Origin of the sequence: Brevibacillus sp. NPDC058079 (assembly GCF_042885155.1) — a bacterium.
Lineage (GTDB): Bacteria > Bacillota > Bacilli > Brevibacillales > Brevibacillaceae > Brevibacillus.
On the sequence record NZ_JBHVSO010000021.1, the window covers coordinates 1 to 19,923 of the forward strand.

The 19,923-nt window shown below is 47.3% G+C and carries 20 protein-coding genes and 1 other annotated feature; of the genes, 19 read left to right on the forward strand and 1 reads right to left on the reverse strand.

Annotated elements, in window-relative coordinates; translation table 11 throughout:
- The first annotated feature begins 304 nt into the window (after positions 1-304).
- The 9 genes from ACFVS2_RS32315 (at position 305) to pssA (ending at position 10,342) form a co-directional block, all read left to right on the forward strand.
- On the forward strand, positions 305-1,426 hold the full coding sequence (locus ACFVS2_RS32315; RefSeq protein ID WP_173621055.1) for an MGDG synthase family glycosyltransferase: 1,122 nt from the start codon (positions 305-307) through the stop codon (positions 1,424-1,426).
- 29 nt (positions 1,427-1,455) lie between these two features.
- The gene (locus ACFVS2_RS32320; RefSeq protein ID WP_390240611.1) at positions 1,456-2,142 is read left to right on the forward strand and encodes an HAD hydrolase-like protein; all 687 of its coding nucleotides are present in this window, start codon (positions 1,456-1,458) and stop codon (positions 2,140-2,142) included.
- 188 nt (positions 2,143-2,330) lie between these two features.
- The gene (locus ACFVS2_RS32325; protein WP_173621057.1) at positions 2,331-2,795 is read left to right on the forward strand and encodes a CtsR family transcriptional regulator; all 465 of its coding nucleotides are present in this window, start codon (positions 2,331-2,333) and stop codon (positions 2,793-2,795) included.
- A gap of 16 nt (positions 2,796-2,811) precedes the next feature.
- A complete protein-coding gene (gene mcsA, locus ACFVS2_RS32330) occupies positions 2,812-3,330 on the forward strand; it encodes a protein-arginine kinase activator protein McsA (protein WP_007716182.1) in 519 nt (172 codons plus the stop codon).
- A gap of 19 nt (positions 3,331-3,349) precedes the next feature.
- On the forward strand, positions 3,350-4,423 hold the full coding sequence (gene mcsB, locus ACFVS2_RS32335; RefSeq protein WP_390240613.1) for a protein-arginine kinase McsB: 1,074 nt from the start codon (positions 3,350-3,352) through the stop codon (positions 4,421-4,423).
- A 66-nt stretch (positions 4,424-4,489) separates the two neighbouring features.
- Positions 4,490-6,940, forward strand: a complete 2,451-nt coding sequence (locus tag ACFVS2_RS32340; RefSeq protein ID WP_007716185.1) for an ATP-dependent Clp protease ATP-binding subunit — start codon at positions 4,490-4,492, stop codon at positions 6,938-6,940.
- Between the two features lie 106 nt (positions 6,941-7,046).
- Positions 7,047-8,414, forward strand: coding sequence for a DNA repair protein RadA (gene radA, locus ACFVS2_RS32345; protein ID WP_173621058.1), 1,368 nt, complete (start codon positions 7,047-7,049; stop codon positions 8,412-8,414).
- Positions 8,415-8,422: 8 nt separating this feature from the next.
- The gene (gene disA, locus ACFVS2_RS32350; RefSeq protein ID WP_048036021.1) at positions 8,423-9,499 is read left to right on the forward strand and encodes a DNA integrity scanning diadenylate cyclase DisA; all 1,077 of its coding nucleotides are present in this window, start codon (positions 8,423-8,425) and stop codon (positions 9,497-9,499) included.
- A 114-nt stretch (positions 9,500-9,613) separates the two neighbouring features.
- Positions 9,614-10,342: a CDP-diacylglycerol--serine O-phosphatidyltransferase gene (gene pssA, locus ACFVS2_RS32355; RefSeq protein ID WP_017247027.1), complete on the forward strand. Its 729-nt coding sequence runs from the start codon at positions 9,614-9,616 to the stop codon at positions 10,340-10,342.
- 95 nt (positions 10,343-10,437) lie between these two features.
- Here pssA and ACFVS2_RS32360 read toward each other — a convergent pair whose 3' ends face one another.
- Entirely contained in the window at positions 10,438-10,833 is a 396-nt protein-coding gene (locus ACFVS2_RS32360; RefSeq protein ID WP_007716195.1) for a nucleoside triphosphate pyrophosphohydrolase family protein, read from the reverse strand.
- 287 nt (positions 10,834-11,120) lie between these two features.
- Between ACFVS2_RS32360 and ACFVS2_RS32365 the strand changes: the two genes are divergently transcribed.
- From ACFVS2_RS32365 to sigH, 10 genes are all read left to right on the forward strand, one after another.
- Complete coding sequence (locus ACFVS2_RS32365) at positions 11,121-12,209, forward strand: PIN/TRAM domain-containing protein (RefSeq protein ID WP_390240616.1); 1,089 nt, start codon at positions 11,121-11,123, stop codon at positions 12,207-12,209.
- A gap of 27 nt (positions 12,210-12,236) precedes the next feature.
- The gene (gene ispD, locus ACFVS2_RS32370; RefSeq protein WP_390240618.1) at positions 12,237-12,923 is read left to right on the forward strand and encodes a 2-C-methyl-D-erythritol 4-phosphate cytidylyltransferase; all 687 of its coding nucleotides are present in this window, start codon (positions 12,237-12,239) and stop codon (positions 12,921-12,923) included.
- A 3-nt stretch (positions 12,924-12,926) separates the two neighbouring features.
- Positions 12,927-13,400, forward strand: coding sequence for a 2-C-methyl-D-erythritol 2,4-cyclodiphosphate synthase (gene ispF / locus ACFVS2_RS32375; RefSeq protein WP_048035642.1), 474 nt, complete (start codon positions 12,927-12,929; stop codon positions 13,398-13,400).
- 87 nt (positions 13,401-13,487) lie between these two features.
- Entirely contained in the window at positions 13,488-14,954 is a 1,467-nt protein-coding gene (gltX, locus tag ACFVS2_RS32380; RefSeq protein WP_390240621.1) for a glutamate--tRNA ligase, read from the forward strand.
- 27 nt (positions 14,955-14,981) lie between these two features.
- Positions 14,982-15,244 (forward strand) — a binding site (T-box leader).
- A gap of 88 nt (positions 15,245-15,332) precedes the next feature.
- A complete protein-coding gene (gene cysE, locus ACFVS2_RS32385; RefSeq protein ID WP_390240623.1) occupies positions 15,333-15,998 on the forward strand; it encodes a serine O-acetyltransferase in 666 nt (221 codons plus the stop codon).
- Positions 15,979-17,385 (forward strand): cysteine--tRNA ligase, encoded by a 1,407-nt coding sequence (gene cysS / locus ACFVS2_RS32390; protein WP_390240625.1) that lies wholly within the window; start codon positions 15,979-15,981, stop codon positions 17,383-17,385. The genes cysE and cysS overlap by 20 nt, the downstream gene beginning before the upstream one ends.
- A gap of 17 nt (positions 17,386-17,402) precedes the next feature.
- Complete coding sequence (locus ACFVS2_RS32395) at positions 17,403-17,807, forward strand: Mini-ribonuclease 3 (RefSeq protein ID WP_007716204.1); 405 nt, start codon at positions 17,403-17,405, stop codon at positions 17,805-17,807.
- 1 nt (position 17,808) lies between these two features.
- Entirely contained in the window at positions 17,809-18,564 is a 756-nt protein-coding gene (gene rlmB / locus ACFVS2_RS32400; protein ID WP_390240627.1) for a 23S rRNA (guanosine(2251)-2'-O)-methyltransferase RlmB, read from the forward strand.
- 1 nt (position 18,565) lies between these two features.
- A complete protein-coding gene (locus ACFVS2_RS32405; protein WP_390240629.1) occupies positions 18,566-19,090 on the forward strand; it encodes an NYN domain-containing protein in 525 nt (174 codons plus the stop codon).
- An 83-nt stretch (positions 19,091-19,173) separates the two neighbouring features.
- Positions 19,174-19,824 (forward strand): RNA polymerase sporulation sigma factor SigH, encoded by a 651-nt coding sequence (sigH, locus tag ACFVS2_RS32410; protein WP_005828894.1) that lies wholly within the window; start codon positions 19,174-19,176, stop codon positions 19,822-19,824.
- The last annotated feature ends 99 nt before the right edge of the window (positions 19,825-19,923 follow it).

Consider the following 19,923-nt stretch of genomic DNA (forward strand, 5'->3'; position numbering starts at 1 on the left):
GGTTCGGTGTGGAAGCGCGGTAACGCGTGGAGCTGACGAATACTAATCGGTCGAGGACTTATCCACACACTTAGCAATCATGCGTATTCAGTTTTCAGGGAATGAAACCAACCTCTTTACCCCAGAATGGGTAAGGAGGTTTTTCGTTTTTATAGCAAAAAGACAAACTCGCGATTATTTTGTCGATAAGTTAGGCCGAATGACCGACAAGTTCCCTCTTGCAGACGGGTCTTGGGGTAGACTAACATGAGAAGGTACCTGATCCAGGCGTTGGAGTAGGCGAGGTTATGAAGGAGAATCGTTCATGAAAAAAATTCTAATCTTTTCCGCTTCCATCGGTAACGGACACAACCAGGCAGCGCGAGCCATGCAAGAAAGCTTGGCTGAGAATGGTTGCACATCAATGATCATCGATACGTTGGAATATATTAGCCCCACCTTTCACAAGATTTTGCTGGAAAGCTATATGAATCTGTTAAGGCTGTCACCTAAGATGTGGGGAAGAATTTACCATAATACAGAAAAAACCCGTTTCTTCGATATGAATGTGCTGATGAATAAATTATTGGCAAACAAACTGAAAAAGCTGATCAACAGTGTACAGCCTGATGCCTTTATTGCTACGCATCCGTTTGCAAGCTGTATGCTTTCCGTACTGAAAGGAAGAAATGATTGGAAGGAACCAATCTATACGATCATTACTGACTATACCATCCATCCTTCATGGATTAATCACCATATCAATTATTACTTTATCGGCCATGAACAACTGTATTACCTGTTAGACGTTTATCGACAGGACCATCAAAAATTCATTCCGATGGGCATTCCCATCATGAAAAAATTCAGTTTGCCATTGGAACCCGAACTGATTCGGGAAAAGCTGGGCCTCGCTCCTGGACAAAAGAGCATTATTCTTTCAGGGGGTGGATTGGGTCTTGGCTCGATGGAAAAGGTATTAGATGGGCTAGAAGAGATTAACATTCCTCTGAAAACCTTTGTGTTAACAGGGACAAACGACAAGCTGTACAATAAAGTGATAAATCGTACGTATCGACATGAAGTCGTTCCACTAAAATTCATCAATAACTTCCACGAATACTTGGAGACAGCTGATTTAATTGTCACCAAATCAGGCGGACTTACATCAGCTGAAGTAATGAGTAAACGGGTACCCATGATTGTTTACAATCCTCTGCCTGGACAGGAAGAGAGGAACAGCCACTTTTTGCTCAATAATGGATGTGCGGTACATGCGAATCTGTCAGAGCAATTGATTTACTTTATCGATGAACTATTGCATAGCCCGTCCAAGGTGGATTATATGCGTAGAATGGGACAGAAAATCTCAAAGCCAGATGCTGCACAACGAATTACCGAGTTCATCATGGATGATATGAATATGTTGCCAGGAGAAGTAGAATAGCTGCCTAGCCAGACAAAATGGAGGAACCCATGACTGTACCATTCGCCATATTATTTGATATGGATGGCACGTTACTACAAACAGAAAAGCTGTCGACCCCCGCATTTATTCGAACGTTTGACCAGCTTCGTCAAAAAGGGCTATGGCAAGGGGAAACCCCCGACGAACGTGAACTGATCAATGTACTGGGAATGACGATCGAGCAAATCTGGGACAAATTACTGCCGGGCGCGAGTGAGGAAGCCATTCGCTCAGCCGACGCCTTCTTGCTAGACAATGAAATCCAGTTACTCAAAGAAAGAGTGACCGAGCTATATCCGGATGTAAAATCAACCTTGGAAACGCTGCGTGAGAAAGGATTTGCTTTGTTTGTAGCAAGCAATGGGCAGGAAGAGTACATCGATGCCATTTGTCAGGAATACGAGTTAAAGCCGCTGATGACCGATCTGTACTCAGCTGGCCGTTTCCGCACGCATTCCAAAAATGACCTAGTTGCAAAATTGTTGTCTGATTACAAAATCGGGCAGGCCATCATGGTAGGAGATCGTCACTCCGACGTGGAAGCAGGCAAGACAAACGGTTTATTTACCATTGGATGCGACTTTGGTTTTGCGAAACCAGGCGAGCTTGATGGGGCAGATGTCATCATCACCAGCTTCTCTCAGCTACTGAATCATTTGCCAGCAATCGACACCAATACACAAGAACAAACATAAACCATTCCTCAGGGAGTGGTTTTTTTGTTGATCATGTCCAAGTTTCAAGCGACCCTCTTTTGCCCACACTAGAATGTGTAAGGGACACTTGCGGGCACGCATTAAACCCATTATAATTAACGTCAAAGATAGTCAAAGTCAATAGGTAACCTCATAAGAACATACACAGAGGAATAGGAGGCGATGACTTGCGTAACATCTCGGACATCATTGAACATCACTTAAAAGGCATCATTACAAACAGTCCCAATGGATCGATCGAGATTCAGCGTAGTGAGCTTGCCGACCATTTTCAATGTGTGCCGTCTCAGATCAACTACGTCATCAATACGCGCTTTACCGTTCAAAAAGGATACATTGTAGAGAGTAAGCGCGGGGGCGGCGGGTATATTCGCATACGCAAGGTGCAGATTGTCAGCAAAGCACGCTTGCAGCAATTGCTAACAGAAGAACTAATTGGTGAGAGCATCAGTCAGAGCGTGGGAAATGCGATCGTAGAAAGACTATTTGAGGAAGGATTAGTCAACATCAGAGAAGCCACCTTGATGAAAATCGCTACCTCGCGAAACGTATTGACGCTAGAAGCTGAATTGCGGGATCGTTTGCGGGCAAATATTTTAAAGCAGATGATCGCAGCAATCTTGTTGAAGTAAGAGGAGGTATGATGTTATGAACTGTGAGGAATGCGGAAAACGACCGGCGACACTTCATTTGACGAAAATCGTCAATGGCGAAAAAACCGAATACCATATTTGCGAGCAATGTGCTCATGAAAAAGGGGACGTCTTTACCGGCTTTCACAACTTCAGCATCAACAATCTCCTGTCAGGACTTTTAAAATTTGATCCCATGCAAAAGAATGGACGCGAAACGGCAACGAATAAGCCGCTTCAATGCGAAACATGTGGACTCACATATTCTCAATTTAGTAAAAGCGGCCGATTTGGCTGTAGTGATTGCTACACCTTTTTGGGTGATCGACTGGACCCCCTTTTCCGCCGAATTCATGGAAACACACAGCATAGTGGAAAAGTACCAGAGCGGACCGGTGGCAAACTGAAGATCCGTAAAGAGCTGGAGCAACTAAAGCAAGCGCTGCAAAGTCATGTCGCCAGTGAAGAGTTCGAGAAGGCAGCAGAAATGCGCGATCGAATTCGAGCATTGGAACAAAAAATGGCCCAATCGTAGCAAGGGAGGTTAGCTGGTTATGTCCCAAAAGCAGTTTATGCAAAACCCGTGGAGCAATTGGATGAAAGGAGAAGGTCCTGATTCCGACATTGTCATTAGTACACGGCTGCGTATCGCCCGTAACCTGCGCCAGCACCCCTTTCCGTTATTGGCAACGGACTCGCAGGGCGAGGAAGTCGTCAGAAAGGTAACGGAAGTAAGCGATTCGGAGGCAATGCGCAAAAGGCATCAGCTTCAGGTCATCCATATGGACCAAATTAATCCGTTAGAAAAAAGGGTGCTCGTAGAAAAGCATCTGATTAGCCCTCACCTGGCAGAGGAATCTCGCAAAGGTGCGGTATTACTTCGTGATGATGAGTCTGTCAGCATTATGGTTAATGAAGAAGACCACATTCGAATACAGGTACTATTACCCGGGTTTCGTTTGAACGAGGCATGGGAAATAGGTACGAAGATAGACGACATTTTTGAGAAAAGCTTGAACTACGCTTTCGACGAAACTCGAGGATATCTTACAAGCTGCCCAACCAATGTGGGTACGGGAATTCGTGCATCTGTGATGCTGCACTTGCCAGCTCTGGTGATGACGCAGCAGATCAGCAGAATTTTACAGGCAATTAATCAAGTTGGTCTAGTCGTTAGAGGAATTTACGGAGAGGGCAGCGAAGCTCTAGGGAATCTTTTTCAGTTATCCAATCAGGTCACACTGGGGATGTCTGAATCGGATATCCTTTCCAATCTCTACGGCGTAGCCAGACAGATTATTGAGCAAGAGCGTGTGGCACGTACTTATTTGCTGGAGCATACACGGGTTTCTTTGGAGGATCGGATTTTTCGGTCGTATGGCATCTTGATGTACGCCCGTACGGTAGAGTCCAAGGAAGCGGCTCAACGCCTGTCCGATGTACGTCTGGGAATTGATCTAGGCATCATTCCGAATGTATCTCCGCTCGTCCTAAACGAACTGTTGGTCACGACACAGCCAGGGTTCTTACAGCACCACGCTGGACAAAAGCTCACTCCGGACCAACGCGACGAAAGAAGGGCAAGGCTGATCCGAGAGCGTCTGCGCGTAGTAGAATCACAAGAGTAATCGTAATGGTATCACGCAATTGTTAACCATATAGAGAAAAAACACGGTTATACGGAGGTGTACGATATGATGTTTGGACGTTTTACAGAACGAGCACAAAAAGTACTGGCGCTTGCCCTGGAAGAGGCGGTTCGTCTCGGACACAAAGATATTGGGACAGAGCATGTGCTACTGGGACTTATTCGAGAAGGCGAAGGGATTGCGGCAAAGGCACTGCAATCACTTGGGCTTGGCCTCGATAAAATCCAGAGTGAAGTGGAGTCGTTAATCGGGCGAGGAACAGAGCAGTCCGGTAGTAATTACACACCAAACTATACACCTCGCGCCAAAAAGGTTATTGAACTTTCGATGGACGAAGCCCGCAAGCTGGGTCATACCTATGTCGGGACTGAACATATTCTGCTTGGCTTGATCCGTGAAGGAGAAGGCATTGCTGCGAGAATCATGAACAATTTGGGCGTTAGCCTGAACAAGGCACGTCAACAGGTACTTCAGCTTCTTGGTAGCTCAGAAATGATGGCATCTCATCAACCGTCTGGAGGGAATCCAGCGGCGAATACGCCGACACTGGACGGCTTGGCAAGGGATCTGACTGCAATCGCTCGTGATGGCGGGCTGGACCCTGTCATCGGTCGCCAAAAGGAAATCGAGCGTGTGATCCAAGTACTTAGCAGACGCACCAAGAACAACCCTGTTTTGATTGGGGAGCCTGGTGTCGGGAAAACAGCTATCGCAGAAGGACTTGCCCAAAAAATCGTGAACAACGAAATTCCGGAGACCCTTCGTGATAAACGAGTCATGACACTGGATATGGGAACCGTTGTTGCGGGAACCAAATATCGCGGTGAGTTCGAAGATCGTCTGAAAAAAATCATGGACGAAATTCGCCAAGCAGGAAACATCATCCTGTTTATTGATGAGCTGCACACCCTGATTGGTGCAGGTGGAGCAGAAGGCGCAATTGATGCCTCCAACATTTTGAAGCCTGCTCTGGCACGTGGCGAGCTACAGTGCGTAGGTGCCACAACGCTGGATGAATATCGCAAGTACATCGAAAAAGACGCGGCACTGGAGCGTCGTTTCCAACCGATTCAGGTTGATGAACCGACAGCGGAGGATGCTATTCGTATCCTGCATGGCCTTCGTGATCGTTACGAAGCCCACCATCGTGTCAAAATTACCGATGAAGCAATCGAGCAGGCAGTAAAACTGTCTGACCGCTATATTACGGAACGCTTCCTGCCTGACAAGGCCATTGACTTGGTCGACGAGGCGGCATCCAAAGTTCGCTTGCAATCCTTTACGGTTCCACCAAACCTCAAAGAGCTGGAGGGACGTCTGGAAGAGGTGCGCAAGGAAAAAGACGCTGCTGTGCAATCACAAGAGTTCGAGGAAGCAGCAGCACTTCGCGATCAGGAGCAAAAACTGCGTGAAGAACTGGATAAAACGAAAAAAGACTGGAAAGAGCGCCAAGGTCAGCTGAACATGGAGGTTACGCCAGAAGATATCGCACAAGTAGTAGCGAGTTGGACGGGTATTCCTGTGTTGAAGCTGAAGGAAGAAGAGACAGAGCGCTTGCTGAAGATGGAAGAGATTTTGCACGATCGCGTCATTGGTCAAGATGAAGCAGTCAAATCCATCTCACGTGCGATTCGCCGTGCCCGTGCTGGTCTGAAAGACCCAAAACGTCCAATCGGCTCGTTTATCTTCCTAGGACCTACTGGTGTGGGTAAAACTGAATTGGCTCGTGCCGTGGCAGAGACGCTTTTCGGTGACGAGGATGCAATGATTCGTGTAGATATGTCCGAGTATATGGAGAAGCATTCCACCGCTCGACTGGTAGGTGCCCCTCCTGGCTATGTAGGCTTTGACGAAGGCGGTCAGCTGACCGAAAAAGTGCGTCGCAAGCCTTACTCCGTCATTTTGCTGGACGAAATCGAGAAGGCTCACCCAGACGTATTTAACATCCTCTTACAAGTACTGGATGATGGTCGTCTGACAGACTCCAAGGGACGTACCGTCGATTTCCGCAACACGGTTGTCATTATGACTTCCAACGTCGGAGCCAACATGATCAAGAAAAATACGACGCTCGGCTTCACAACCAACGATTCGGAAAGAAAGTATCAGGATATGAAAGACAAAGTCATGGATGAGCTGAAGAAAAGCTTCCGTCCTGAGTTCTTGAACCGTATCGACGAAGTCATCGTGTTCCACTCCTTGGAGCAAGAGCACATCGAGCAAATCGTATCTCTCATGACAGACGAGCTGCGTAAACGTTTGAAAGAGCAAGACATTGATTTCCAACTGACCGAAGAAGCTAAGAAAGTATTGGCAAAAGAAGGCTTTGATCCGGCTTATGGTGCACGTCCTCTGCGTCGTGCTATCCAGCGCCACATCGAGGATAATTTGTCCGAGGAATTGCTCAAGGGCACGATCAGTAAAGGCGATACCGTCAATATCGAAGCCGAAGAAGGCAAGCTGGTTGTCAAGCGCCTCGAAAAAACGAAATCATAAGCTAGGTTGAAATGTAATAGAATGCCTCCTGATTTGGGAGGTATTCTTTTTTTGGGTGCGTAATTATGATAAAAGTAGAGAAAGAAATCCAAGTGAGGGTGCGATTATGTCAAAGTATAAAACGAAATACGCGTGTCAAGAATGTGGCTATGAATCACCAAAATGGATGGGAAAATGCCCAGGCTGCAGTAGCTGGAACACCTTGGTGGAGGAAGTGACGGTAAAAAATGCACATCGTCACGAAGGGATGAGCGGCGGCCAGCGCCAATCTGCGATTCCATTGACCCAGGTAGCCAGTGAAGAAGAGCCACGCATGGATACGACAATCGGAGAATTGAATCGTGTACTTGGTGGAGGACTTGTTCCGGGTTCACTCATTTTGGTTGGGGGAGACCCCGGAATTGGGAAATCGACATTGCTTTTGCAGACATCTTTTGCCTTGGCTCATCAAGGGGCGAAGGTTCTCTATGTATCTGGAGAGGAGTCGGCAAAGCAAATCAAAATTCGCGCGGATCGACTCCATTTGCAAACGCCGCCGATGTTTGTATTGGCAGAAAATGATTTGGATTTGATCGAACAGCATATTAATCAAGTAGACCCAGATGTGCTGATTATTGACTCGATCCAGACCGTGTTTCACCCGACGATCCAATCGGCTGCTGGAAGTGTCGCACAAGTGCGGGAGGCGACTGCCCAATTGATGCGGATTGCAAAAGGGAAAGGAATTGGTACCTTCATTGTCGGTCACGTTACCAAGGAAGGATCTATCGCCGGTCCGCGTATGCTTGAGCACATGGTAGATGCTGTTCTTTATTTTGAAGGAGAGCGCCACAATACGTTTCGAATTTTGCGCGCCGTCAAAAACCGTTTTGGTTCGACAAATGAAATCGGTATTTTCGAGATGAAGGATCGCGGTTTGGAGGAAGTGGCGAATCCATCTGAGATATTTTTGGCAGAGCGTCCATTTGGTGTTGCGGGTTCGACAGTCGTAGCCAGTATGGAGGGCACACGTCCCGTCTTGGTTGAGCTGCAAGCTCTCGTTGCCCCGACCAGCTTTGTAACCCCTCGGAGAACGGCAACAGGGGTCGATCATCAGCGTGTGGCGATGATCATGGCAGTGTTAGAAAAGCGCATGGGCATGATGCTGCAAAATCAGGATGCTTATGTAAACGTAGCAGGTGGGGTCAGATTGGATGAGCCAGCGGTTGATTTGGCGATTGCCGTAAGCATTGCAAGCAGTTTCCGTGACCACGCTACCAATCCGCATGATGTCGTTATCGGAGAGATTGGTTTGACTGGAGAGGTGCGCGGTGTCTCCCGTATCGAGCAACGAGTACGAGAAGCACATAAGTTAGGGTTTAAGCGTGTCATCATCCCGGAGAAAAACATCCGTGGTCTGGATGCGCCAGCTGATATTCAAGTAATTGGTGTAAGCAATATTGCCGATGCGTTGAATGAGGTGATAAGGAGGTAGGAGTGGGCATGCAGGGGAACATCAAAAGAGCTCCGCAATTCGGTGATGTGCTTCGTCTCGTGGCACCCGGCACACAGCTTCGTGAAGGGTTGGAAAATGTTTTACGGGCCAAAACCGGGGGCTTGATCGTCATTGGGTGCGGTCCAGAGATGAAGTCGATTGTCGATGGCGGTTTTTCCATCAATTGTGATTTTTCTCCTGCCCATTTGTATGAATTAGCGAAGATGGATGGGGCGATTATAGTAAGTGAAGACGCAAAACGCATCCTGTACGCGAATACGCAAATCTTCCCACCCTCCTCAATCCCCACGAGCGAGACGGGGACACGGCATCGTACAGCGCAACGGACAGCCATTCAAACCAATCATCTGGTCATTGCTATCTCTCAGCGCCGCAATGTGATCACGCTGTATCAGGGGAATTTCCGGTATGTCTTAAGCGAAATCAGCGTCATTTTGGCCAAGGCGAATCAAGCTGTATCTACCCTTGAGAAATACAAGGCCGTGCTTGATCAAACACTGACGAATCTCGGTGCGTTAGAATTCGAGGAGCTCGTTACGTTACATGAAGTTGCCTCGGTTTTGCAACGGATTGAGATGGTATTACGTATTAAGACAGAGGTCTCCAAATACATATGTGAGCTAGGGGTAGAAGGAAGGCTCGTCAGTATGCAGTTGGAGGAACTGGTCTCAAACATTGAGGAAGAGGCCCATATGCTTATTCGGGATTATTCCCGAGATCCATCCTATTCACCTGATCTCGTGCTTCGGGATATGAAAAAATTGAACTCGGAGGAAATGCTGGAGCTCACTTCCTTTTTGCGAACGCTGGGATATTCCTCCAATGCCAGTATGCTGGATGAATCCGTTTCCCCTAGAGGATATCGGATCCTGTACAAGATCCGGCGGCTGCCCGTTACGATCATCTCAAATCTGGTAGAGCATTTTCATCATCTGCCGCGAATTATGATGGCAACGATCCAGGAATTAGACGAAGTAGAAGGCATTGGCGAGGTCCGAGCGAGAGCCATTAAAGAGGGGCTGAAACGAATTCAAGAACAAGTGTTCATTGACAGACACATTTAAAGTAGAATAGGATAAAGGCATTATTTGTATTCAACATTTGCCTAGGGGACTTGGATAAAAACAAGGTCGACAGGATAACCTGCTCCTTACGCAAAAGAAATCAGGAGGTAGTCTATGTTCGTGAAATCGTTACCGAACATACTAACCGTAAGCAATTTGTTTCTGGGAGTTTTAGCAATTATTCTTGCGTTTCGAGGCGATCAATACGTCGAATATGCAGCGATCACAGTGATCATTGGTATGCTGGCAGACGGGCTGGATGGACGTGTAGCTCGTATGCTGAATGCCCAAAGTGAGTTCGGGAAGGAATTGGATTCCCTTTCTGACGTCATTACATTTGGGATTGCGCCAGCGTTCATCATGTATGTTGTCGTCTTGCAACACTTTGATTTGCTTGGGATTCTCATTACAGCCATTTTTCCGATCTGTGGTGCGCTGCGTTTGGCGCGTTTTAACGTACAGGCCGGGGTTCCGGGGTATTTCATCGGTTTGCCGATTACGGCAGCGGGGGGCGTACTGGCTACGCTCGCACTCTATCACCAAGTTTTCACTCCGGTATTGCTTGCCGTAAGTATGTTGCTGCTTGCCTTTTTGATGGTATCAAAGGTCAAGTATCCTAACTTTAAAAAAGTGGGGATTCCAAAGTCTGCTTACTGGATCACACCCATTATCATCGCGATTGTGGTTGTTGTAGCGATTAAGTATCCGCAGCAATTTCCAAAAATCGTCTTCCTGCCACTTGCTTTTTATGCACTGTACGGAATAAAAAAAAACGTTGACTTTCTTGTCAAAAAATTACGCAAGCGTAAAAACAAAGAGGAAGAATCCGTTCCGTTCGAATAGTTACGGCATAAAAAAACCCACACTTCAATGTGCGGGTTTTTCTTTTTTGTATGCAACTTTTTTTAGGGTTCATTCGTAATACGAGTAGCGGACTTTTAAGACAGATTGAAGACACCCAAAGTATTCAGTCGGTTGGATTCTTTCTGAAGCACATCTTCTAGCTTAATGTCAGTAATATTGCACAAGGCAGTGAGGTAAAAGAGGTTTTTGCCAAGCTCAGCAGTAACTACATCGCGACAATGCTCGCACAGCGGACCGTTAAAGTGGGTGTCCAAATGGGACTTGTTGTCCTCCAGATTCTTGTTCGAATCATATGTCTGTTTTTTGGCAACCACTTCGACACAGCCGCATTCGGTGATGGCTTTTGTCAGTGAACGGTTAATGCGGGATGCCGTTTCCTGAACTTTGGACATGACGTCCAGTACGCTACGATGTCTGATCAAAAGCTCGGATACTTGCGTTTGAAAGTCGTCTATGTTTCGATTGTCCATCTGGGTTCACCTCTGCTTTAGGCTGTTGGTATCGTCATAATTTTCTCTCATTACGATACTGACATTATAAGAAGGGAGCCAGCTCTCTGTCAATTTATCATCGAAGGAAACGAGTGTTCCCGGGTTGACGAGAAAATGACAACTATGTTAAAATTTTTGGCTATTTGACATGGCAAAATCTTTTTTGCTATAGTGAGGGAAAGTAAAATGAAGCATTATAATGATTTGGAAAAAAATAGGGTTTTACTCTTAGGCTTCTGTCTATATTAGTAAAAGGAGGTGAAGGCATGTTACGCCGAGTAGGAAAATTCATTTTTGTTTTGATTGGTGGCGGATTGGGGTATCGATTTGGTGACGAATTGTTCTCGTTGCTTGATCCACTGTTAAACTTTGGTGTAGTAGCCGGATCGCAATATATTGGAGCTATACTGGGTGCCATCTTGTTTTTCTTTTTAGCGAATTGGGTTGTGGATTATGTTCTGCGCATCGTTCGATGGGGTGAAGAGACACTCGTCAAAATGCCGGTTGTCGATGTGATGTTCGGAGCGATGGGGTTGATTAGTGGTCTTATTGTTGCATTCTTATTATTCCTGCCCATCAGTAAAATTCCGATTCCATTTGTAGGAGATCTTTTGCCGTTAATTGTTTCCGGGTTGCTCGGTTATTTGGGCTTCCAGGTAGGGTTTCGCAAGCGGGACGAGATTATGTCGGTATTTTCGATTGGACGTAAGGATAAGAAAAAGGAAAGTGGAACATCTGCCACTACCTTGGAAAATAAAATTCTCGATACCAGTGTCATCATTGACGGACGCATTGCAGATATTTGCCGTACCGGCTTTCTGGAAGGGGTACTGGTCATTCCGGGATTTGTGCTAGAGGAGCTGCAGCATATCGCCGATTCCTCCGATGTACTGAAGAGAAACCGCGGTCGTCGTGGTCTGGATATTTTGAACAAGATTCAAAAAGAAATGAAGGTAAAGGTCCAGATTTGGGAAGGCGATTTTGAAGAAGTATCCGAGGTGGATAGCAAGCTGATCAAGCTCGCAAAGCTCATTAGCGGAAAGGTCGTAACAAACGACTTTAACCTGAACAAGGTATGTGAGCTGCAAGGTGTTGCAGTCTTGAACATCAATGATTTGGCGAATGCAGTCAAGCCAGTAGTTCTACCTGGAGAAGAGATGAATGTTCAGGTCATCAAGGATGGGAAAGAGCACGGTCAGGGTGTCGCTTATCTGGACGATGGCACGATGATTGTTGTAGAGGGCGGACGAGAGTACATCGGAAATGACGTCGATGTTCTCGTAACGAGTGTGCTGCAAACTTCAGCAGGACGTATGATCTTCGCCAAACCAAAGTTGCTGGAACGAGCGTTATAGAAAAGACAACAGGAGAGGGATGAATCAGTGAGTACGGGTGTCGTGATCGTTGCAGCCGGTTCGGGTAAACGAATGGGTGGACAACGCAACAAGTTGTGGTTACCGCTTGCAGGCGAGCCGATCTTGGCTCATACGGTACGTCTTTTTGCTACTCATCCCGACATTGATGAAGTCGTGCTAGTGGTGAGTGAAGCAGACCACGCAGAAGTAATGACCTTGATCTCGGCTGAAAAACTGACGGCTGTGGTTACTCTGGGTGGAGCAGAGCGACAAGACAGTGTGAGAAATGGCTTGGCATCACTATCCGCAAAATGCGATTACGTACTGGTTCACGATGCAGCTCGTCCTTTCGTCACTCGCAAACAGATCAGTGACATGATCAAACAGGTGCAACAAGATCAGGCAACGATCATGGCAGTACCTGTCAAAGATACGATTAAAGTGGTGGGGGCAAAAGGACTTGTAGAGTCAACCCCGGCACGGGAAAGCTTGTGGGCGGTTCAAACCCCACAAGCTTTTCGTATGTCTTTATTGCGAGAGGCACATCAGGCAGCGGAGGCAGCGGGGAAGCTGGGTACGGATGATGCGATGTTGGTTGAGTGGCTGGGTCATCCGGTATCGATTCTCCACGGAAGCTATGAGAACATTAAGATTACTACGCCAGACGATCTGTGGTTTGGTGAAGAGATATTGCGGAAACGAAAGGGAGAGTAGCTCATGCGTATTGGACAAGGTTTTGACGTGCATCAATTAGTAGAGGGGCGTCCATGCATTATCGGAGGCGTCACCATTCCGTATGAAAAAGGCTTGCTAGGGCATTCTGACGCAGATGTTCTCCTCCATGCGATTAGTGACGCGATTCTTGGAGCGATTGGTGAAGGGGATATTGGCCGTCATTTCCCAGATACAGACCCGGCTTTCAAGGATGCGGATAGCGTAAAGCTGCTGGAGCATGTATGGAAGTTGGTTCGGGAGCGCGGCTACCGCTTAGGAAACGTGGATGCAACGATCATTGCCCAAGCGCCGAAAATGGCGCCGTACATCCCGCAAATGTGTGAAGTCATTGCACGCGTGCTGGAAGCAGACGATCTCTCGCAAGTGAATGTGAAGGCGACGACATCGGAGAAACTCGGTTTTACAGGCAGAGGAGAAGGAATCGCTGCACAGGCAGTATGCTTGCTTGTCAAGTAGAGGGGCAAGGTGTAACATAAAGCCTTAGATACGTTTTTACTTAGGTCAAGGTTATAGCCTTTTACATTCATAAGGATGGTGCTACCAATGGCGAAAGAAATTCGCACTCGTTATGCGCCGAGTCCTACGGGGCATTTACACATCGGCGGTGCGCGAACAGCGCTCTTCAATTATCTTTTTGCTAAACATCACGGTGGTTCGTTCATCGTTCGGATTGAAGATACGGACCAAACACGCAATAAGGAAAATGCGGACGAAGAACAAATGAAAAACCTGAAATGGCTCGGCGTAACTTGGGAAGAAGGTACAGACGTTGGTGGACCATATGGACCGTACCGTCAAACAGAACGCCTGGACATTTATCGGAAATATATCGATCAACTGCTGGCAGAAGGCAAAGCGTACTACTGCTACGCGACAAAAGAAGAGCTGGATGCAGAACGTGAAGAACAGCTTGCGCGTGGAGAAACACCACGCATTCTGGAAAAGCACCGCCATGTAACGGACGAGCAGCGTGCTCAGTACGAAGCAGAAGGGCGAGTGCCATCCATTCACTTCCTCGTTCAGGATAATCGCGAGTATGTCGTGAACGACCTGATTCGTGGCCAGGTAACATTCGACTCCAACGAGATGGGCGATTTCGTTATTTGCCGTCCGGATGGAATTCCTACATACAACTTCGCTGTTGTAGTGGATGACTATTTGATGAAAATTAGCCACGTCATTCGTGGAGAAGAGCATCTGTCCAACTCGCCTCGTCAATTGATGATTTATGAAGCGTTTGGCTGGGAAGCGCCTGACTTTGCTCACTTGGCACTGATCCTCAACCAAGATGGCAAAAAGATGTCCAAGCGCGACGAGAGCATTCTTCAGTTCATTGAACAATACCGTGACCTCGGCTTCTTGCCAGAAGCAATCGTGAACTTCCTTGTTCTTCTGGGATGGTCTCCAGGTGGCGAAGAAGAGATTTTCTTAATGGAAGATCTGATCAAGCTGTTCTCAATGGACCGCGTGAACAAGTCGCCAGCTGTGTTTGATGCAACGAAGATGAACTGGATGAACAACTTCTATTTGAAGCGTCAACCGCTGGATATGATTACAGACATGTGTATCCCGCATCTGCAAAAAGCTGGCTTCATCGAAGAGAATTTGTCTGCTGAGAAGCGCGAATGGGTTCGCAGTATCGTAGGCCTGTACCAAGAGCAAATGTCCTACTGTGCACAAATCGTTCCGTTGGCAGCTCTTTTCTTCCTCGACGAAGTGGTGTACGATGAAGAAGCAACTTTGGTGCTGAAAGAACCACAATTGCCGGAAGTACTTGCTTCCTTTGTGAAACACCTTTCTGCCCAGGATGCATATAATGTGGATGTTATTAAAGCGGTACTCAAAGACGTGCAAAAGGAAACGGGTCACAAAGGCAAGGCATTGTTCATGCCGGTCCGCGTAGGAGCAACTGGTCAAGCGCATGGTCGCGATCTGGCGGAGACGTTGTATCTGCTTGGACGCGACAAGGTGATTGCACGTGCAGAGCAAGTAATTACAAACGGTCAGTAAGTGTTGGCTGATTCTCTATTATAAATAATGAATGCAACGATCAGGAGAAGTACAACAGTCTGCACATCTACAGAGAGGATGGATAGGTGAGAGCCATCTGGTGTGCCCTGTATGGAAATGCCCCTGTGAGCAATGAGCTGAACCTATCTTTTTGAAAAGATATCAGTAGGCGCCATCGGCTTCCCGCCGTTATCGGGATATGAGCGAGATTTGCTCATGACTGTTGTGAGTTTTTCGTGACAGTGATGACGATCTAAGCAGAGTGGAACCACGGTAAACCCGTCTCTGTCCCTTCGTGTTTGAGGGGATAGGGGCGTTTTTTATTTTTTTGATCGCTATCGTTGAGCAGGTAAATCAGGCAGGAGGTGCCACCCAAAAATGTTAGCACAGATGAGAGATGACATTCATGCTGTTTTTGAACGAGACCCGGCTGCGCGAAGTACGCTGGAAGTCGTTATGACCTATTCCGGTTTGCACGCGATATGGGGGCACCGGATTGCCCACAGGCTCTGGAAGGCTGAGCTGTGTACACTCGCCCGAATTGTCTCTCAAGTATCCCGTTTTTTCACGGGAATTGAGATTCACCCGGGCGCAACAATTGGCCGCGGCCTGTTCATTGACCATGGCATGGGTGTTGTGATCGGAGAGACGTGCGAAATCGGAGACCATGTAACGATTTATCAAGGGGTTACACTCGGGGGAACAGGTAAGGAAAAAGGAAAGCGTCACCCTACGATCGGCAATGATGTCATTATTGCGACGGGAGCAAAGGTGTTGGGCTCCTTCAAAATTGGCGATAATTCAAAGATAGGGGCTGGTGCCGTTGTCTTGCAGGAGGTACCGCCTAACTCGACCGTAGTAGGAATCAAGGGACGCATCGTCATCCAGGATGGCAAACGGGTCAAAAATGATTTGGACCATGTAAACATGCCAGACCCGGTAGCGGATACGATTCGTATGATGCAAAAGGAAATTGATCAATTACGTAAAGAATTGGAGCTTTTGAGGGAGGATAAAAAGAACGATGGGCATTCAGCTGACTAACACGATGACGCGGCGAAAGGAACCGTTTCACACATTGGAGCCAGGAAAGGTAAAAATGTACGTGTGCGGCCCGACCGTGTACAACTACATCCACATTGGAAATGCGCGCCCTGCCATTGTATTTGATACACTGCGCCGTTACTTGAAATATCGTGGATACGAAGTGACGTTCGTGCAAAATATTACGGACGTAGAAGACAAACTGATTCGTGTGGCGAATCAGGAAGGTGTCACTGTCAAAGAAGTGGCTGATCGATACACAGATGCGTACAATGCTGATCTGAAATCACTGAACGTATCGCCACCGGATATTCAACCGCGAGTGATGCAGACAATTCCGGAGATCATTGAATTCGTGCAAGGACTGATTGAAAAAGGCTTTGCCTACGAGAGTGAAGGTGACGTCTATTTCCGCACAGGACGTTTTCAGGAATACGGAAAGCTATCGCATCAACCGCTGGATGATTTGCAGGCAGGTGCTCGTGTAGAAATCAATGAGAAAAAGGAACATCCCCTGGACTTCGTACTTTGGAAAGCGGCCAAGACCGGAGAAGTTACCTGGGACAGTCCGTGGGGCGAGGGAAGACCAGGATGGCATATTGAGTGCTCGGCAATGGCCCTGAAGTTTTTGGGTGAGGAAATCGATATTCATGCGGGCGGAACAGACCTTGTGTTCCCGCACCATGAGAACGAAATTGCCCAGTCGGAGTGCTTTACGGGTAAAGTCTTTGCTCGCTACTGGCTACACAACGGGATGCTCAATATCGATAACGAAAAAATGTCCAAATCCCTCGGGAATTTCTTGCTTGCACGCGATCTTTCGGAGAAATTCGGCGGTCAATTAATTCGCTTCTTTATGCTTCAGGGGCACTATCGCAACCCGATCAATTTTAGCGAAGAGTTGATCGAACAGGCGGCCAATGGTATGGAGAGAATCAAGACTGCATATACGAATCTGTCCCATCGTCTGGATACCGTGCGCGCAGAAGAGCCGAATGATCAGGCGCAGGAGCAGGCACGAATCATTGGAGAGCTTCGCGAGCGTTTCGTTGCTGAGATGGATGATGATATTAATACAGCTAATGCCATTACCGTTATTTTTGACGTCGTGAAGGAAGCCAACCTGTATTTGCGTCATCAAAATGTAGGCGAAACCGAAGTTCGTGCGTACATGGATTTGTTGGTGGAGTTGACGGAGGTTCTTGGTCTTGAAATTGCAGAAGAGCAGGAGCTGTTGGATAGTGAGATTGATGCGTTGATCGAAGAGCGCACAGAAGCTCGCAAAGCAAGAGACTTTGCCCGTTCTGACGAAATCCGCGATCTGCTCGCAGCAAAAGGAATCGTGCTGGAGGACACGCCACAAGGTGTTCGCTGGCGTCGAAAGTAAGGGGCCGAAGAAAATAGATGCAAAAAGAAGAACTAACCCGAGATCCTAATCTGACAAATCCACTCGTGCTTGCCTTCCTCGGGGATGCTACCTATTCGCATTGTGTCAGGTATCATTTGATCGCCAAGGGGCTGGTTAAACCAAACCAGCTCCACAAGGCGGCCAACCGCTATGTTTCAGCGAAAGCACAGGCCAATGTGTTGTTGACGTTAATGCCCACACTGCCGGAGGAAGAATTGAATGTAGTGAAGCGGGGGCGGAATGCCAAATCCGGTTCCAGTGCCAAAAACGCCGATATTATCGACTACCGTCATGCAACGGCTTTTGAAGCATTGATCGGGTACCTGTACTTGAGTGGAAAAGAAGAGCGGATCGCTGAAATTGTGCAGCAGGCTTTTGCCATAGTGGAAGGAGAATCATGAAATGAGTGAAGAGTGGATTCTGGGGAAAAACCCCGTTATCGAGGCTCTGCGATCAGGCCGTACGATCAATAAGATTTGGATTGCAGAGGGAACGAATAAAAATCTGATGGGACCTGTCTATGCCTTGGCAAAAGAACAGGGTGTCATTGTGACGACGGCGAATCGTAAAAAGCTGGATCAGCTCGTGTCGACGGACAACCATCAGGGTGTAGTGGCTTCTGTTGCTGCTTATGATTACGTAGAGATAGACGATATTTTGAAGCGGGCAGAGGAAAAAAACGAGGCGCCGTTCATTTTGCTGTTGGACGAGCTGGAAGATCCGCATAACCTTGGTTCCATCATGCGGACAGCCGATGCAGTCGGTGCTCATGGTGTCATCATTCCAAAGCGCCGTTCTGTCAGTCTTACGGCAACGGTGGCAAAAGCTTCGGCAGGGGCGATCAACTACGTGCCAGTAGCGAGAGTGACGAACTTGGTTCGTACCATGGAAGAGCTCAAAGAACGCGGTGTTTGGATCGCAGGAACAGACGCAAGTGCCAAACAAGATTTCCGTCAGGGTGACTATACGATGCCACTCGCGATTGTCATTGGCAGCGAAGGAAAAGGTATGAGTCGCCTCGTGCGGGAAAACTGTGATTTTCTGTACAGCCTTCCGATGGTGGGCAATGTTACCTCACTCAACGCTTCTGTAGCAGCTGCCTTGTTGATGTATGAAGTCTATCGCTCCAGGAGTCCAATTCCGACTCGGGTGAAATGACATGGCAAAACGAAAAGCCAAGCAGCTGTTGATCGTAGATGGATACAATATCATCGGCGCCTGGCCCGATCTGCGCCTGCTGAAGGATCAAGAGCGGATGGACGAGGCACGTGATCAATTAATCGCAAAAATGGCAGAGTACCAGAGCTACACTGGTGTGCAGGTCATCATTGTCTTTGATGCGTACAACGTTCCTGGCATTGGCCGTCAAATGGAAGACTTCCAGGTTGAAGTTTATTTTACGAAGAAAAAGGAGACGGCTGACGAAAAAATCGAGCAGTTAGTCTCCCAATTTCACAATAAAAATCGACAAATTTACGTGGCAACTTCTGACTATACGTCGCAACGTGTCATATTTGGGCAGGGAGCTTTGCGCAAATCTGCCCGGGAGTTGTTGCTCGATATGGAAAATGCGGGGAAAGAAATCAAGAAACAAGTCGAAAAAACGCAAGAAGACGGCTTCTCCAGGCGGATTGCGCTGAATGATGAAATAGCGAAAATATTCGAAAAATGGAGAAGGGAATAACTTGGATTCGGTTGACGCTTTTTTACGGCATCATGTATAATAGCGCTATCTATTGGAGAAACCGGTTGGCGGAGGGATCATTTGTGAGTGTTGACCTCAAGGAGTTAAAACATGCCCAATATGAACTAATGACCGACGAAGAAGTAGTCGACCTGGTTCGCGATAATGACGCCGAAGCTTTGGAGTATTTGATCAACAAATACAAGAACTTCGTCCGTGCCAAAGCGAGATCCTATTTTCTTATTGGGGCTGACCGCGAAGACATCGTGCAGGAAGGGATGATCGGACTGTACAAGTCTATTCGCGACTTCCGAGGAGACAAGCTCACGTCGTTCAAGGCATTTGCCGAGCTGTGTATTACCCGTCAGATCATTACCGCGATCAAGACGGCGACACGCCAAAAGCACATCCCGCTCAATTCTTACGTCTCATTGGACAAGCCTATATACGATGAAGATTCTGACCGCACACTACTCGATGTGATCTCGGGAACCAAGGTGACCGATCCAGAGGAATTGTTTATCAATCGGGAAGAATTCGATGACATCGAGGGCAAGATGAGTGAAATCTTGAGTGACTTGGAGCGCCAGGTTCTCATGCTTTACTTGGACGGACGATCCTATCAGCAGATTGCTGTTGAACTGAAGCGTCATGTCAAGTCTATCGATAATGCATTACAAAGAGTCAAGCGCAAGCTAGAGCGCTATTTAGAAGGAAGAGAGATTCATCTGTAAGAGAGAATCTCTCTTTTTATTTTGGAAGCAAAAGGACTTCAGGTTGTCAAGTCATTTTGTTTGACATGGGTATTTCGGTATGATAAATTTATTTAGGTA